Source organism: Microbacterium alkaliflavum, from assembly GCF_044325405.1.
Taxonomy (GTDB): domain Bacteria; phylum Actinomycetota; class Actinomycetes; order Actinomycetales; family Microbacteriaceae; genus Microbacterium; species Microbacterium alkaliflavum.
Genome location: NZ_JBIQWL010000002.1, coordinates 381584 through 398428, shown reverse-complemented (window position 1 = coordinate 398428; position 16845 = coordinate 381584). Strand labels below are relative to the sequence as shown.

Annotated in this window: 12 protein-coding genes; 8 read left to right on the top strand and 4 right to left on the bottom strand. The window is 69.9% G+C overall.

Translation table 11 applies throughout. The features are described 5' to 3' along the window. Window positions 1-66: 66 nt before the first annotated feature. From glgB to glgX, 3 genes are all read right to left on the bottom strand, one after another. Window positions 67-2247: a 1,4-alpha-glucan branching protein GlgB gene (gene glgB / locus ACH3VR_RS06855; RefSeq protein WP_396640008.1), complete on the bottom strand. Its 2181-nt coding sequence runs from the start codon at window positions 2245-2247 to the stop codon at window positions 67-69. Then, window positions 2244-4211: an alpha-1,4-glucan--maltose-1-phosphate maltosyltransferase gene (locus tag ACH3VR_RS06850; protein ID WP_396640455.1), complete on the bottom strand. Its 1968-nt coding sequence runs from the start codon at window positions 4209-4211 to the stop codon at window positions 2244-2246. The genes glgB and ACH3VR_RS06850 overlap by 4 nt, the downstream gene beginning before the upstream one ends. 182 nt (window positions 4212-4393) lie before the next feature. Then, window positions 4394-6478 (bottom strand): glycogen debranching protein GlgX, encoded by a 2085-nt coding sequence (glgX, locus tag ACH3VR_RS06845; protein WP_396640007.1) that lies wholly within the window; start codon window positions 6476-6478, stop codon window positions 4394-4396. Window positions 6479-6537: 59 nt separating this feature from the next. On the opposite strand from glgX, the gene ACH3VR_RS06840 reads away from it, so the two are divergent. From ACH3VR_RS06840 to ACH3VR_RS06820, 5 genes are all read left to right on the top strand, one after another. Continuing rightward, complete coding sequence (locus ACH3VR_RS06840; RefSeq protein WP_396640006.1) at window positions 6538-7728, top strand: cysteine desulfurase family protein; 1191 nt, start codon at window positions 6538-6540, stop codon at window positions 7726-7728. A 9-nt stretch (window positions 7729-7737) separates the two neighbouring features. Next, complete coding sequence (gene mnmA / locus ACH3VR_RS06835; RefSeq protein WP_396640005.1) at window positions 7738-8835, top strand: tRNA 2-thiouridine(34) synthase MnmA; 1098 nt, start codon at window positions 7738-7740, stop codon at window positions 8833-8835. 72 nt (window positions 8836-8907) lie between these two features. Beyond that, window positions 8908-11235 carry an NAD-dependent DNA ligase LigA gene (gene ligA / locus ACH3VR_RS06830; protein WP_396640004.1) on the top strand — a complete coding sequence of 776 codons (2328 nt, stop codon included), beginning with the start codon at window positions 8908-8910 and terminating at the stop codon, window positions 11233-11235. A 6-nt stretch (window positions 11236-11241) separates the two neighbouring features. After that, complete coding sequence (locus ACH3VR_RS06825) at window positions 11242-11559, top strand: YciI family protein (RefSeq protein WP_396640003.1); 318 nt, start codon at window positions 11242-11244, stop codon at window positions 11557-11559. Window positions 11560-11631: 72 nt separating this feature from the next. Then, window positions 11632-12126, top strand: coding sequence for a DUF4262 domain-containing protein (locus ACH3VR_RS06820; RefSeq protein WP_396640002.1), 495 nt, complete (start codon window positions 11632-11634; stop codon window positions 12124-12126). An 8-nt stretch (window positions 12127-12134) separates the two neighbouring features. Here ACH3VR_RS06820 and ACH3VR_RS06815 read toward each other — a convergent pair whose 3' ends face one another. After that, window positions 12135-13829 (bottom strand): long-chain-fatty-acid--CoA ligase, encoded by a 1695-nt coding sequence (locus ACH3VR_RS06815; protein WP_396640454.1) that lies wholly within the window; start codon window positions 13827-13829, stop codon window positions 12135-12137. A gap of 66 nt (window positions 13830-13895) precedes the next feature. Between ACH3VR_RS06815 and gatC the strand changes: the two genes are divergently transcribed. The 3 genes from gatC to gatB form a co-directional block, all read left to right on the top strand. Continuing rightward, window positions 13896-14195, top strand: a complete 300-nt coding sequence (gene gatC, locus ACH3VR_RS06810) for an Asp-tRNA(Asn)/Glu-tRNA(Gln) amidotransferase subunit GatC (RefSeq protein WP_396640001.1) — start codon at window positions 13896-13898, stop codon at window positions 14193-14195. A 2-nt stretch (window positions 14196-14197) separates the two neighbouring features. Then, window positions 14198-15721 (top strand): Asp-tRNA(Asn)/Glu-tRNA(Gln) amidotransferase subunit GatA, encoded by a 1524-nt coding sequence (gatA, locus tag ACH3VR_RS06805; protein ID WP_396640000.1) that lies wholly within the window; start codon window positions 14198-14200, stop codon window positions 15719-15721. Continuing rightward, a partial coding sequence (gene gatB / locus ACH3VR_RS06800) for an Asp-tRNA(Asn)/Glu-tRNA(Gln) amidotransferase subunit GatB (RefSeq protein ID WP_396639999.1) occupies window positions 15721-16845 on the top strand: 1125 nt, incomplete at its 3' end. The genes gatA and gatB, both read left to right, overlap by 1 nt.

Sequence of the window (16845 nt, the reverse complement as noted above, 5' to 3'; positions counted from 1 at the left end):
CTCCCCGCGACTCTCACCCGAGGCGGGCGGCGGAGTCTCTCCGCCGCCCGCTTCGCAGTTCCCGGCTCAGCCGCGGGTCGGCGAGGGGATGTGCGCCTGCGGGTCGTGGCGCAGCCACAGCACGCCGAGCGGCGGCACGATCATCGTCGCGCGCTTCTCGTCGTTCGCCGCGACGACGCCGAGGTTGCCGACGCCCGATCCGCCGTACTCCTGCGCGTCGCTGTTGAGCACTTCATGCCACACGCCGCTCTCGGGCAGGTCGAGCTCGTAGTCGTAGACCGGCACGCCGGAGAAGTTCGCGACGACGACGATCGTGTTGCCGTGCCAGTCGCGCCGTGCGAAGGCGATGACATTGGGGTTCCACGACGGCGCGCCGAGGCGCGTGAACGCCGCGCTGTCGCTGTCCCGGGCCCACAGGGCCGAGTGCTCGCGGTAGACGCGGTTGAGCGTCGCCACGAAGCCGTGCAGCTGCGCGTGCGAGGGCTGGTCGAGCATCCACCAGTCCAGGCCGCGACCCTCGGACCACTCGGACATCTGCCCGAACTCCTGGCCCTGGAACAGGAGCTGCTTGCCCGGGTGACCCCACATGTAGGCGAGGAAGGCGCGCATGTTCGCGAGCTTCTGCCAGTGGTCTCCCGGCATCCGCGCGAAGAGGCTTCCCTTGCCGTGCACGACCTCGTCGTGGCTGATCGGCAGGATGTAGTTCTCGCTGAACGCGTAGACGAACGAGAACGACAGCTCGCCCTCGTGGTGCGAGCGGTACATCGGGTCGCGCTTGATGTACTGCAGCGAGTCGTTCATCCAGCCCATGTTCCACTTGAAGCCGAAGCCGAGGCCGGCGCGGTTCGTCGGCGCCGTCACGCCGGGGAAGCTCGTGGACTCCTCCGCGATCATGGCGATGCCGGGATAGCGCTTGTACGCCGTCGCGTTGACCTCCTGGAGGAACGAGATCGCCTCGAGGTTCTCCCGGCCGCCGTGCACGTTCGGCACCCACTCGCCCTCCTCGCGGGAGTAGTCGAGGTAGAGCATCGAGGCGACGGCGTCGACACGGAGGCCGTCGACGTGGAACTCCTCGAGCCAGTACAGCGCGTTGGCGACGAGGAAGTTGCGCACCTCGCGACGCCCGTAGTCGAAGATGTACGTGCCCCAGTCCTTGTGCTCGCCACGTCGGGGGTCGGAGTGCTCGTAGAGTGCCTCGCCGTCGAAGCGGGCGAGGGCGAACGAGTCCTTCGGGAAATGGCCGGGGACCCAGTCCATGATGACGCCGATGCCCGCCTGGTGCAGGCGGTCGATGAGGTACTTCAGGTCGTCGGGGTGCCCGAACCTGCTGGTCGGGGCGAAGTATCCCGTGACCTGATAACCCCACGAGCCGCCGAACGGGTGCTCGGCGAGCGGCAGGAACTCGATGTGCGTGAAGCCCTGCGCCGTGACGTAGTCGACGATCTGGTCGGCGGCGTCGCGATAGGACAGCCCGGGGCGCCACGAGCCGAGATGCAGCTCGTAGACCGACATGGGCTCGGAGACGGGCTGGCTCTTCGCTCGGCGCGCCATCCACGCCTCGTCGTTCCAGGTGTAGGAGGTGTCGACGACGACGGATGCCGTCGCGGGGGGCACCTCGGCCCAGCGGGCCATCGGATCGGCCTTGATGACCCAGTCGCCGCGTCGCGTCTGAAGCTGGAACTTGTAGGTGGTGCCGGCGCTCAGCGCGGGCACGAACAGCTCCCACACGCCGCTCGATCCCATCGAGCGCATCGCGTGCCCCTGGCCGTCCCAGGAGTTGAAGTCGCCGACGACGCGCACCGCGCGCGCGTTGGGAGCCCACACCGTGAACGACGTGCCCCAGGCGCCGTCGTGTTCACGGACGTGAGCGCCGAGCACGTTCCAGAGCTCCTCGTGACGACCCTCGCGGATGAGATGCATGTCGAGTTCGCCGAGCACGGGAGGATGCCGATACGGATCGTCCGCGACGTAGTCGGGGGCGTCCTGGTACGTCGTGACGAGATGGTACGAGCCGGGATCGCCGAACCGCACGCCCTCCCAGATCCCGCTGCGCACATGCTCGAGCGGCACCTCGGTGCCGTCGGCGAAGACGGCGGTGACGCTCTTGGCCAGCGGACGGCGGGCGCGCACGGTCCAGGTCGTCTCGCCCTGGGCGTCGGTGTCGGGGTGCAGGCCGAGCACGGCATGCGGGTCGTGGTACGCCCCCGCCGCGACGGTGTCGAGCAGCTGGTCGTCGAGGGCGCTCATCGCGACTCCTTCACGTGGAGGATGTGAACGGGCTCATGGAAGGCGTCGAGCCGGACGTAGTCGTGGTCCGACCAGGTCCACGTCTGCCCCGTGAGCAGCTCTTCGACCTCGAACGGATCACCCGGCTCCACGCCCCAGATGCGGGTGTCGAGGTGGATCATCGTCTGGCGCACCGAGTGCGGATCGACGTTGGCCACGACGACGATCGTGTCGCTGCGGCCTGTCGGCGAGAGCTCGGCGTCGATGTGCTTGGAGTACACGAGGATCGCGTCGTCGTCGCTCCAGTGCGCGCTGAAGTTGCGCAGTTGGCGCAGTGCCGGGTGATCGCGGCGGATCTCGTTGAGCTTCGTGAGGAACGGCGCGAGCGAATCACCGGATGCCTCGGCTCCCGCCCAGTCGCGGAGCTTGTACTCGTACTTCTCGTTGTCGATGTTCTCTTCGGACCCGGGGCGCGCGACGTTCTCGAAGAGCTCGTACCCGGCGTACACGCCGTAGAGCGGCGCGGCTGTCGCCGCGATCGCCGCACGGATCTTGTAGCCCGGCCGGCCGCCGAACTGCAGGAACTCGGTGAGGATGTCGGGGGTGTTGACGAACAGGTTGGGACGCATGAAGTCGGCCGTCTCCGTCGAGACCGAGCCCAGGAACTCCTCGAGCTCCTGCTTCGTGTTCCGCCACGTGAAGTACGAGTAGCTCTGCTGGAACCCCGCCATCGCGAGGGCCTGCATCGGCGCGGGCCGGGTGAACGCCTCGGCGAGGAAGATCACGTCCGGCTCGTCGATCGTGACCGTCGCGATGAGCCACTCCCAGAACTGCAGGGGCTTGGTGTGCGGGTTGTCGACGCGGAAGATCCGCACGCCCTGCTTGATCCAGTGCCGCACCACCCGGAGCACCTCGGCCTTGATCCCTGAAGGATCGTTGTCGAAGTTGATCGGATAGATGTCCTGGTACTTCTTCGGCGGGTTCTCGGCGTACGCGATCGTGCCGTCGGGAAGCGTCGTGAACCACTCCGGGTGCTCGGCCACCCACGGGTGGTCGGGTGCGGCCTGCAGCGCGAGGTCGAGCGCGACCTCGAGGCCCTCGGCCTTGGCCGCGCGCACGAACGCGCGGAAGTCGGCAAGACTGCCGAGGTCGGGGTGGACGGTGTCGTGCCCGCCCTCGGCCGCGCCGATCGCCCACGGCGATCCCGGGTCGCCGGGCTGCGGGTCGAGCGTGTTGTTGCGGCCCTTGCGGTTCAGACGCCCGATCGGGTGAATGGGCGGCAGGTAGAGCACCTCGAAGCCCATCGCCGCGACGGCGGGAAGGCGCTTGACCGCCGTGCGGAAGTTGCCGCTCTTGACCGTGCCGTCCTTGAAGCGCCGCGCGCCCTCCGAGCGGGGGAAGAACTCGTACCACGCGCCGACGCCCGCGCGTTCCCGCTCGACCAGCAGCTCGTGCGTCTCGCCGATCGTGAGCAGCGACGTGAGCGGGCGGGCGGCGAAGAACTCCGCGATCGCAGGATCGCGCACGATCTCCAGAGCGGTCGTGTCGTCGATAGATGCATCGCGCAGGCGATCCGCGGCGTTCTTCAGCGCACGCCGCTCGGCCGCGGGGCGATCCATCTCCTTGCGCGCACGGTCGAACAGGCGCGCGCCGATGTCGCGCATGAGCTCCGAGTCCACGCCGGCCGCGATCTTGACCTCGGCGGCGTGCTCCCACGTCGCGAAGTCGTCGGCGAATCCCTCGAAGCGGAACGACCAGACTCCCTGCTGGAGCGGGACGACGACGGTCGCCCAGCGGTCGAACCCGTCGCCGAGCGCCGTCAGGCGGTGCAGCGATTCATCGCCCGAGGGGGAGAAGAGCCGCACGTGCACGCCGATCCGGTCGTGCCCTTCGCGGAAGGCGGTCGTGCGGAACGGGACGACCTCGCCGACGTAGGCCTTCGGACGGAACCTCTCGCCAGGCGTCGACGGCGACGGAAGCGCCAGCGGTATGCGGCCCGTCTCCGTATCGCGCTCAGGCTGCCAGGCCGTCGCCGGTCGGAGCGGAAGTGCGGAGGCACTTCGCCAGAGGACAGGTGGGGCGGTGCGCTTCGGAGTGACCACGCTCCGAACCTACCGTGCACCCAGGCGGCATGACAGACAGCGGCGCGAGGTGCGCCGCGGGCGTATCATTCGACGCGGAAGAGCCGCATCGAGGTGCCCGGGACGGCCACGACGTCGCCCGGGAGCAGCGCGCGCTCATCTGCCGCGGGACGCTCGTCGTCGCTCGACCACAGCGACACGTACCGCTCGACGCCTTCGATGTCGGGGAGCGTCACATCGATCCCACGCTCGTTGCCGTGCACGATGAGCAGGATGCGGTTGAAGTCCTCGTTCTCGGGCGTCGACGACGCGACGTACTGCAGGGTGCGGTGGGCCGGGTTCGTCCACCGGTCGCTGGACATGGTCTCGCCGTGCTCGTCGTACCACTCCATGACCGACGCCGACGGCGTGCGCTGATCGAGGCGTGCGAACCAGGTCGGGCGCAGCGCGGGGTTGTCCCGGCGAAGCGTCAGAAGGCGCTGCACGTGCTCGAAGAGGTCTCGCTGCCAGGGCGCGTGGTCCCAGGAGAGCCAGGTGAGCGGGGAGTCATGGCAGTACGCGTTGTTGTTGCCACGCTGAGTGCGACCGAACTCGTCGCCCGCCGTGATCATCGGGATGCCGGCGGACAGCAGCAGGGTGCCGAGGAGGTTGCGCATCGCCCTCCGGCGGGTCGAGAGGATCCCTTCGTCCTCCGTGGGTCCCTCCGCCCCGTGGTTGAACGATCGGTTCGTGTCGGCGCCGTCGCGGTTCTGCTCGCCGTTGCCCATGTTGTGCTTGACGTCGTATGAGACGAGGTCGCGCAGCGTGAAGCCGTCGTGCGCCGTCACGAAGTTGATGCTCGCGAGCGGACCGCGCTCGGCGCTGAACGTGTTGGACGAGCCCGCGAGACGCGTCGCGAATCCGCCGATGCCCACGGGCGCCGAGGAGGCGCGACGCGCGTAGTCGACGTCGCTCAGCCAGAAGTTGCGCACGCGGTCGCGGTACCTGTCGTTCCACTCGAGCCAGTCGTCGCCGAAGTTCCCCGTCTGCCAGCCGCCCATGCCAACGTCCCACGGTTCGGCGATGCGCTTGACGTCGGACAGGAGCGGATCGTCGGCGATCGCGCGGAGCAGCGGGTGGTCCGGGGTGTATGCGTGCGAGGCATCCCGCCCCAGAGTCACGGCCAGATCGAAGCGGAACCCGTCGATCTGCACGTCGTTCGCCCAGTAGCGCAGCGAATCGAGCACGAGGCGCGCCGCGGCATCCGTGGAGGTGTTCACCGAATTGCCGCATCCGGTCACGTCGATGTAGGCGCCCTCGGCGGTCTGCCGGTAGTACGCGCGGTTGTCGATGCCGCGCAGGCTCGTGCGCGGTCCGCCGATCGCCTCCTCGGCGGTGTGGTTGTAGACGACGTCGAGGATCACTTCGAGGCCCGCCTCGTGGAGGAGCTTCACCATGCCCTTGAACTCGCGCAGGATCGCCTCGGGACCCTGCGCGCGATTCGCCTCCGTCGCATAGGCGGCGTGCGGGGTGAAGAAGTTCAGCGAGTTGTAGCCCCAGTAGTTCGAGAGGCCGTGCTGCAGCAGGCGCGGCTCCGTCGCGAAGGCGTGCACGGGAAGCAGCTCGATGCTCGTGACGCCGAGTGAGAGGAAGTGCTCGATCATCGCCGGGTGGGCGAGCCCCGCGTAGGTGCCGTGCAGGGCGGGCGGCACGAGCGGATGCCTCTTGGAGAGGCCCTTGAGGTGGCCCTCGTAGATCACGGTCCGATCGAGCGGGACGAGGGGCTTGGCCACTCCGCCCCAGTCGAACGAGCCGTCGATCGCGACGGATCGCCAGTCGCCGAATCCGCCCGAGACGAGACCCTTCGAGTACGGCTCGACGAGAAGAGTGCCGGGGTTGAACGTGTTGCCGGCTCCCTGCGGTCCTGCCACCCGGATGGTGTAGCGCACGCCGGCGCGAAGACGCGGCGTCGACACCTCCCACACGCCGCCGCCCGCCGGCGCGAGCGGGACGGCGTCGACGATCCAGTCGAGGTCGGTGTCGTCGAAGACGACGAGCTCGACGGCGTCGGCACCGCCCGACCAGACGCGAAGGGTGCCGCCATCGGACGTGAGCGTGACGCCGAGACCGTCGAGATCGGCGCTGAGAAGGCCGGACGAGGTGGCTTTTGCGAGCGAGTCCGTCGGGGACATGCGATCTACAGTAATGACGACAGGAGTCCAAGGTGTTACCGGCGGAGGGTGGTGTCCGGATGAACGTCTACCTCGATCACGCGGCGACGGCCCCGTTGCGCCCCGAGGCACGCGATTCCTGGATCCGTGCGACGGAGTCTCTCGGCAACGCGTCGTCCATCCACAGTGCCGGCCAAGGTGCGCGGCGCCTGCTCGAGGACGCCCGCGAGCGGCTCGCCGCGGTGGTCGGCTGCGACCCCATCGAGGTCGTGCTGACCTCGGGCGGCACGGAGTCGGTCAACCTGGCCGTCAAGGGGCTGTGGTGGGCCCGTCCTTCGGGAGCAGACGCCGTCGTGCTGCCCGACGGCGAGCACCACGCGACGCTCGACGCCGTCGAGTGGCTGGCCGTGCACGAGGCGGCGACCGTGCGACCCGTCGCACTCGACGGGGCGGGACGCATCCCCGTCGACTCGTTCGCGGAACGGCTCGGCGGCGCCGCCCTCGCGACGGCCCTCGTCGCCAACAACGAGGTCGGCTCCCTCAACGACGCGCCCGCGCTCGCACGCGACGCCGCCGCGGCGGGAACACCGCTGCACCTCGACGCCGTGTCGGCGTTCGGTCATGTCGCGGTGGATTTCCGCGCGTGGAGAGGGGATGCCGCGGGCTCCGCCGGTCTCGTCGCGATGAGCGTCTCGGCGCACAAGATCGGCGGCCCCGTCGGCGTCGGAGCGCTCGTCGTGTCGCGACACGCCGCCCTCGCTCCCATGCTCCACGGCGGCGGTCAGCAGCGCGGCCTGCGGGCGGGCACTCAGGACGTCGCGGGCGCGGTCGCGTTCGCGACGGCCGCCGAGCTCGCGGTGGCCGAGCTCGACGCGGAGGCCCGGCGACTCGCCGTTCTGCGCGATCGGCTGATCGCCGGCATCCTGTCGTCCGTCCCGCGGGCCGAGCTTCTCGGACACCCGACGCTGCGGCTGCCGGGAAACGTGCACATGCTGTTCTCGGGTGCGACAGGGGAGACCCTGCTGTTCCTGCTCGACCAGGCGGATGTCTCCGTCTCGACGGGCTCGGCCTGTCAGGCCGGTGTTCCCGAGCCGTCGCACGTCGTGCTGGCCCTGGGACGGACGGATGCCGAGGCCCGCCAGGTGCTCCGGTTCACGCTCGGGCGCACCTCGACCGACGCCGACGTCGACCGGGTGCTGGCGGTGCTCCCCGAAGCCGTCGAGCGGGCACGGGCCGCGGCATCCGGGGCTCGTTCAGGCGCCCGCTCGTAGACTGGAGCGATGCGCATCCTGGCGGCCATGTCGGGCGGAGTCGACTCCGCCGTCGCCGCCGCGCGCGCCGTCGACGCCGGCCACGACGTCGTCGGCGTCCATCTCGCGCTCTCGCGCGCCGGCGGGACGCTGCGCACGGGCAGCCGAGGGTGCTGCACGATCGAGGACGCGATGGATGCCCGGCGCGCGGCCGACCGCCTCGGCATCCCGTTCTACGTCTGGGACTTCTCGGAGCGCTTCCGCGACGACGTCATCGACGACTTCATCGCCGAGTACCAGGCGGGACGCACGCCCAATCCCTGCATGCGCTGCAACGAGAAGATCAAGTTCGCCGCACTGCTGGAGCGCGCGATCGAACTCGGCTTCGACGCGGTGTGCACGGGACACTACGCGACGCTCGTCGACGGTCCAGAGGGGCTCGAACTCCACCGCGCGTCCGACAACGCGAAGGATCAGTCGTACGTCCTCGGCGTGCTCACGGCCGACCAGCTCGCTCACACGTACTTCCCGCTCGGATCGACGCCGTCGAAGGCGCTCGTGCGCGCGGAGGCGGCCGAACGCGGCCTCACGGTCGCGCAGAAGCCCGACAGCCACGACATCTGCTTCATCCCCGACGGCGACACCCGCGGGTGGCTCGCGGAGAAGGTCGGCACGGCATCGGGCGACATCGTCGACCGGTCCGGAGCAGTCGTGGGTTCGCACGAGGGCGCGCACGCCTACACCGTGGGTCAGCGGCGCGGGCTCTCGCTCGGCATCCCCGCTCCCGACGGCAAGCCGCGGTTCGTCCTCGAAGTGCGGCCGGTCTCGAACACCGTCGTCGTAGGGCCCAGGGAAGCCCTCGCGACCGCCGAGATCGCGGGGGAGCGGTACACGTGGTCGGGCCGCGCGCCCGAGTCGACGTCGTTCGCCTGCCACGTGCAGATCCGCGCGCACGCCGACCCCGTGGCGGCCCTCGCGACACTCGCGGACGGTGTGCTGACCGTGCGCCCCGAGACCCCGTTCGACGGCGTCGCCCCGGGGCAGACGGCGGTGCTCTACGACGGCACGCGCGTCATCGGGCAGTTCACGATCGACCGCACGGTGTCGGCAGTGCCCGTCGAGGCCTGAGCGCCTGCCCTCGTCGCTCTCAGCGCGGAGCGCTCGATAGCCGCTGTCGGACCCCGCTCCTAGACTGACGGGGTGACGGATGCCGCGCTCTCTGCAGACCTCCCGCTCGACGAAGCGCGCAATGAGGCGCAGGGCCTCACCGACCGCATCATCGGGGCGCGCGACGCCTACTACGGCCGCGACGCCGAGATCGTCGATGATGCGACCTACGACGGGTGGATGCGTCGCCTCGAAGAGCTCGAGCGCCTCTACCCCGAGCTGCAGACGCAGGACTCGCCGACCCTGAGCGTCGGCGCGGCGACCTCGACGCTCTTCGCGCCGGTGGAGCATGCCGAGCGCATGCTGAGCCTCGACAACGTCTTCAGCCTCGACGAGCTGCGCGACTGGTGCGCCAAGGCTCAGGGTGCCGCGGGCCGCTCCGTCCGATGGCTCACGGAGCTCAAGATCGACGGTCTCGCGATCAGCCTCCGCTACGAGAACGGCGTGCTCACCTCGGCTGCCACCCGCGGCGACGGGCGCGTCGGCGAAGACGTGACGGTCAACGCCCTGCGGGTCGCCGGCATCCCGCAGCGACTCTCCGGCACGGGGCATCCTCCCCTCGTCGAGGTGCGCGGCGAGGTCTTCATTCCGGTCGCCGCCTTCGAAGAGCTCAACGCCCTGCAGGCCCGGCTGCGGCAGCGCGTGTACGAGGACTCCCGGGCACGCGGCGCCGACGACGAGCGCGCACGGAGATCGGCCGACCGGCGGTTCCCCGCCTTCGCCAACCCGCGCAACGCCGCGAGCGGCGGGCTCCGTCAGCAGCTCGACAAGAAGGACGGGCTCGAGCTCGAAGCGGGCGAGGCGCGCGTCGCGTCGCTGCGCCTCTTCGTGCACGGCATCGGGGCATGGCAGAACCCGCCCGTCGCGTCGCAGAGCGAGATCTACGCCCTGCTCGCCGAATGGGGCCTCCCGACCAGCCCGTACTTCCGCACGACCGAGGCGATCGACGGCGTCATCGACTTCGTCGCGCACTACGGCGAGCACCGGCACGACGTCGAGCACGAGATCGACGGCATCGTCGTGAAGGTCGACGAACTCGCGCTGCACGACGAACTCGGTGCGACCAGCCGCGCGCCGCGCTGGGCGATCGCGTACAAGTACCCGCCCGAGCAGGTCAACACGAAACTCCTCGACATCGTCGTGTCTGTCGGTCGCACGGGGCGTGCGACGCCCTTCGCGGTGATGGCCCCGGCGCGGGTCGCGGGCAGCGTCGTGCGGCAGGCGACACTGCACAACCAGGACGTCGTACGTGTCAAGGGTGTGCTGATCGGCGACACCGTCGTGCTGCGCAAGGCGGGCGATGTCATCCCCGAGGTGCTCGGCCCTGTCGTCGAGCTGCGCGACGGCACGGAGCGCGAATTCGTCATGCCGAAGGACTGCCCGGAATGCGGGTCGCCACTCGCACCGGCGAAGGAGGGCGACGTCGACCTGCGCTGCCCCAACACGCGGTCCTGCCCCGCACAGGTGCGCGGCCGGGTCGAGCACATCGGGTCGCGCGGCGCCCTCGACATCGAGGCGCTCGGCGAGGTGACGGCCGCCGCCCTCACGCAGCCGACCGTGCCGGAGGTGCCGCCGCTCCCCACGGAGGCCGGCCTGTTCGAGCTCACACTCGACCAGCTCGTGCCGATCGAGGTCGTCGTGCGCGACGCGGAGACGGGCGAGATGAAGGTGGACGAGAAGACGGGCGATCTCGTCCGGCGTGCTCCCTTCCGCCGCAATCCCAGTGCCGCCGAGAAGAAGGAGGGGCTGACCGGCCCTCAGCCTTCGGCGCAGGCGATCACGCTCATCGACGAGCTCGAGAAAGCCAAGACGAAGGACCTGTGGCGCTTCCTCGTCGCGCTGAGCATCCGTCACGTCGGGCCCGTCGCCGCGCGGGCGCTCGCGCAGTGGTTCGGCTCGCTCGCCGCGATCCGCGCCGCCTCACGCGACGAGCTCGCGGCGGTCGAGGGCGTCGGCGGCATCATCGCCGACGCGCTCATCGACTGGTTCGAGGTCGACTGGCACCGCGAGATCGTCGAGCGCTGGGAGGCCGCAGGTGCCAGACTCGCCACCCCGGGGCACCCCGGGCCCGGTGCTGCGACCGTCGAAGGGGGAGTGCTCGAAGGCCTCACCGTCGTGGCAACCGGCTCGCTCGAGGGCTACTCGCGCGAAGGGGCGCAGGAGGCCATCATCAAGGCCGGAGGCAAGGCGGCGTCGAGTGTCTCGAAGAAGACCGACTTCGTCGCGGCCGGTCCCGGCGCCGGCTCCAAGCTCGCGAAGGCGGAAGAGCTCGGGGTGCGGATCATCGACGCCGCACAGTTCAAGCTGCTCGTCGAGCAGGGCCCCGCGGCGCTCGAGGCTCTCGCACCCGACGCGGGGTGATCAATCGTGGGCGAGACCGCGCAGTGGCTGTACCGCATCGTTCCGTCGCGGCCCGAGATGGTCGGCGATCCCACCGAGCAGGAGGTCGAGGTCGTCGCGGCGCATGTCGCCCACCTCGTCCGACTTCACGAGCGCGGTGTGCTGATCCTCGCCGGGCGCACGCAGGAGCAGGAGGGCACGTTCGGCGTCGTGATCTTCGAGGCGACCGATCGCGTCGCCGCGGAGGCGATCATGTATGGCGACCCGGGCGTTTCGACCGGAGTGTTCGTCGCCACGCTGCATCCATTCGGGATTGCCGCGGCTCGCGGCGAGGTCGCCGACTGATCAGCCGGGTCATTCGCATTCGAGTGTCGTAGGTATGTTCTAATCTCGGAGTCCTCGACGAAAGGACCCGCGATGACTCTCACGCCCGACCCCTCCGTGATCGCCTGGCTCGACCAGGAAGACGCCCGCACCGCCCAGACGATCCGCAAGCACGGCACCAGCATCGAGTACGTCGGCGGCGACCGCCGACGCAGAGAGACGTCCTTCGCCTACACGATCGGCCTGTTCGGGCTCGCGCATCCCGAGCTCCTGGTCTTCGGGCTCGACCCGCGCACGACGGCGCTGCTCCTCAACGACGTGTCGGCGCGCGTGCAGGGCGGCCGTGATCTCGTCGTGGGTGAAGTGCTCTACTTCGACGGGTGGACCCACCGGATCACCGTCGAGCCGGTGCCCAACCCGGGAGACATCGTGTTCGCCGCGAACCGGTTCTATCAGCGCCCCGACGAGCACTCCGTCGACGTCGTGCAGCTCACGTACGACGACCGCGCAGGCCGCTTCCCGTGGGAGGAGGGGTACGCGAACGCGGAGTGGATCCAGCCCCGTCCGGGATCGTTCGCGGCGTGGTGAGCCGGGTGCTACGTGCCCGACGTGAGCTTCAGGAGCGATTCGCGCACCTGGCGGCGCAGCACCTTGCCGATGAGCGACTTCGGCAGCTCGTCGACGACGAAGATGCGTCGAGGCACCTTGTAGGGGGTCAGGATGCCGCGCGCGAACTCGCGGATCGCCTCCACATCGACGTCCTTGCCGCCGTCGACGACGATCGCAGCCACGACCTCCTCGCCGGAGTGCTCGCTCGGCAGGCCGACGACGGCGGCGTCTTCGACGTCGGGGTGCTGGCGCAGCGCGTTCTCGACCTCAGTCGGGGCGACGTTGAAGCCGCCCGTGATGATGAGCTCCTTGATGCGGTCGACGATGCGCACGAAGCCGGCCTCGTCGATCGTGACGATGTCGCCCGTGCGGAACCATCCGTCGACGAACACCGCCTCGGTCTCCTCGGGCTTTCCGTAGTAGCCCTGGAACACCTGCGGCCCGCGCACGACGAGCTCGCCCCGGCCGCCCGGCTCGACGTCCTTCGAGGGGTCGTCCGGGTCGACGACGCGGCACTCGGTGCCGGGCAGCGGCAGTCCCACCGTGCCGGGCACGCGGTTGTCGGCGACCGGATTGGCCATGAGAACCGGGGAGCACTCGGAGAGGCCGTACCCTTCCACGAGGTAGCCGCCGCTCGCAGCCTCGAACGGCACGACGAGCTCGTGCGGAAGCGCCATCGCGCCCGAGATGGCGACCTCGGTGCCGGTGATCGGCACGCCCTTCTCCTTCGATGCCTTCAGCAGGCGGTCGGCGATCGGCGGCACGAGCGGGAGGAAGGTCGCGGGATGCTTCTTCGTGACGGCGAGCACCATGTCGGGGTCGAACCGCGGAAAGAGCACGAGCCGTGCGCCCATCGACATCGCGAAGGTGAGGCAGAGCGTCAGCCCGTAGGCGTGGAACATCGGCAGCACGGCGTAGACGACGCACCCGTCGCCCCGCACGATCGACGGCACCCACGCGCGCGCCTGCGCGGCGTTCGCGAGAAGATTGCGGTGCGTCAGTGCGGCGCCCTTGGGGGTGCCGGTCGTTCCGCTCGTGTACTGGATGATCGCCAGGTCGTCGGTCGCGGGCTTCGGGTGGCTCGAGGGCAGCCGATCGGCGCCGACGACGTCCTCCCACGAGGTCGCGCCCGACGTGCGCTCATGCAGAGCGGCCCGTGACTCCCGCGCCTTCGCGATCGGAAGGCGCAGGGCGAGGCGCGTGAACAGCGGCATCGCCTTCGTGACGTCGACGGTGATGAGGTTCGGCACGCGGAGGTCGTCGGGGAAGTCCTGCACGGTCGCGACGACCTTGCTCCACACGATCGCGTGCTTGGCGCCGTGGTCTTCGAACTGCTTGCGCAGTTCGCGCGGCGTGTAGAGCGGGTTGTGCTCGACGACGACCGCGCCGACGCGCAGGATCGCGTAGAACGCGACGATGTGCTGCGGGCAGTTGGGCAGCACGATCGCGACCGGGTCTCCCGGCCTCACGCCGCGCTCCTTGAGGCCGGCGGCAGCGCGATCGATCGCCTCGTGCAGTCGGCGGTAGGTCGTCACCTTGCCGAAGAACTGGAGCGCCGCCGCGTCGGGGTAATCGCGGGCGGATGCCTCGACGATGTCGACGAGCGAGCCCGACACGGGGTCGAGCTCTGCCGGCACGCCCGCGGCATAGCTGGCGATCCACGGGCGAGGCGGGTCATACATCGTCGTCACGCGCCCCACACTAACGCCCGGCCAGGGCGGCGCACAGAGCCCAACTAGACTGTCGTGGTGTCTGAAATCACCCCCGATCTCGTGCGCCATCTCGGCGTACTCGCCAGGATTCAGCTGAGCGACGAAGAGGTCGAGCGCCTCACCGGTCAGCTCGATGTGATCGTCGACAACATCGCCAAGGTGTCGGAGGTCGCGACGCCCGACGTCGCCGCGACGAGCCACCCGATCGTGATGGAGAACGTCTTCCGCGCCGACGAGGTGGGCGACACGCTCACGCTCGAGCAGGCGCTGCAGAACGCACCCGACGCTGCCGACAGCCGGTTCCGAGTGACCGCGATCCTGGGGGAGGAGCAGTAGAGATGAGCGACCTCATCCGGCTGAGCGCCGCCGCGCTCGCAGACAAGCTCACCGCGGGCGAGATCTCGAGCGTCGAGGCCACGCAGGCCCACCTCGACCGCATCGCCGAGGTCGACGGCGACGTGCACGCGTTCCTCCACGTGAGCGACCACGCCCTCGACGTCGCGGGCGACATCGACCGCCGCCGAGCGGCCGGCGAGACGCTCGGCGCGCTCGCCGGCGTGCCGCTGGCGATCAAGGATGTGCTCGTCACGACGGACATGCCGTCGACGAGCGGCTCGAAGATCCTCGAGGGGTATCTCTCGCCCTTCGATGCGACTGTCGTCGCGCGCTCGCGCGCAGCAGGGCTCGTGCCCCTCGGCAAGACGAACATGGACGAGTTCGCGATGGGCTCGTCGACGGAGCACTCGGCCTACGGCCCCACGCACAACCCGTGGGACCTCGACCGCATCCCCGGCGGCTCGGGCGGTGGCTCGGCCGCTGCCGTGGCCGCCTTCGAGGCACCTCTCGCCCTCGGCTCCGACACGGGCGGCTCGATCCGCCAGCCCGCGCACGTCACCGGCACCGTCGGCATCAAGCCGACCTACGGCGGTGTGAGCCGGTACGGCGCGATCGCCCTCGCCTCGAGCCTCGACCAGGTCGGTCCCGTCACGCGCACCGTGCTCGACGCGGGACTGCTCCACGACGTCATCGGCGGGTACGACCCGAACGACTCGACCTCGCTCGCCGATGCCTGGCCGTCGTTCGCCGAGGCCGCCCGTGAGGGCGCGCGCGGCGACGTGCTCAAGGGACTCAAGGTCGGGGTCATCGCCGAGCTCCCCGACAGCGGCTTCCAGGCCGGCGTCTCCGCGTCGTTCCGCGAGGCGCTCGCCCTCATGGAGGCGCATGGCGCCGAGATCGTCGAGATCAGCGCTCCGCACTTCGAGTACGGCGTCGCCGCGTACTACCTCGTGCTCCCGGCCGAGGCATCCAGCAATCTCGCCAAGTTCGACTCGGTGCGCTTCGGCCTGCGGGTCACGCCGCACGCGAACTCGACCGTGGAAGACGTCATGGCGGCCACGCGCGAAGCCGGCTTCGGCGACGAGGTGAAGCGCCGCATCATCCTGGGCACCTACGCACTGTCGGCGGGCTACTACGACGCGTACTACGGCTCGGCGCAGAAGGTCCGCACGCTCATCCAGCGCGACTTCGACGCAGCGTTCACGCAGGTCGACGTCATCGCGACGCCATCGGCCCCGACCACCGCGTTCAAGCTCGGCGAGAAGATCGACGACCCGCTGCAGATGTACCTCAACGACGTGACGACGATTCCCGCCAACCTCGCGGGCGTTCCCGGCATCTCCGTCCCGTCGGGCCTGGCGGCCGAGGACGGCCTGCCGGTCGGCATCCAGTTCCTCGCTCCTGCCCGGGAGGACGCGCGCCTGTACCGCGTCGGGGCCGCGCTCGAGGCGGCGCTGGTGGACTCGTGGGGCGGACCGCTCCTCGACAGGGCGCCCGTCCTGAGCGCGAAGGGAGGCGTCCGCTGATGGCGAAGGACGCACTGATGGACTTCGACAAGGCTCTCGAGCTGTTCGAGCCCGTGCTCGGCTTCGAGGTGCACGTCGAGCTGAACACCAAGACCAAGATGTTCTCCGCCGCACCCAACCCCGCGCACGACGAGCATCACGGCGCCGAGCCCAACACTCTCGTCGCCCCGGTCGACATGGGCCTGCCGGGTTCCCTGCCGGTCGTCAACGCGGAGGCCGTTCGCTCGTCGATCAGCCTCGGGCTCGCCCTCGGCTGCTCGATCGCGCCGTCGAGCCGGTTCGCGCGGAAGAACTACTTCTACCCCGACCTCGGCAAGAACTACCAGATCTCGCAGTACGACGAGCCGATCGCGTTCGAGGGTCAGGTCGAGGTCGAACTGGCCGACGGCACGATCGTGCAGATCCCCATCGAGCGCGCGCACATGGAAGAGGATGCCGGCAAGCTGACGCACGTCGGCGGCTCGACCGGACGCATCCAGGGCGCCGAGTACTCGCTCGTCGACTACAACCGCGCCGGTGTGCCGCTCGTCGAGATCGTCACGAAGCCGATCTTCGGCGCGGAGCACTCCGCTCCCGACCTCGCCGCCGCGTATGTGCGCACGATCCGCGACATCGTCATCGCGCTCGGCATCTCCGAGGCACGCATGGAGCGCGGCAACCTGCGTTGCGACGCGAACGTGTCGCTCCGCCCGCGTGGGCAGCAGAAGCTCGGCACGCGCACCGAGACGAAGAACGTCAACTCGATGCGCTCCGTCGAGCGCGCCGTGCGCTACGAGATCCAGCGTCAGGCGGCGATCCTCGAGGCCGGCGGCTCCATCACGCAGGAGACGCGCCACTGGCACGAGGACACGGGCACGACCTCCCCGGGTCGTCCCAAGTCCGACGCCGACGACTACCGGTACTTCCCGGAGCCCGACCTGCTTCCGGTCGCGCCGTCGACCGAGCTGATCGAGCAGCTGCGTGCTGCCCTGCCCGAGGCGCCGGCGGCCCACCGCCGTCGGCTCAAGGCCGACTGGGGCTTCGGTGACATCGAGTTCCAGGGCGTCGTCAACGCGGGTCTGCTCGCCGAGGTCGAGGCCACGATCGCGGCCGGCGCCACGCCGGCCGCCGCCCGCAAGTGGTGG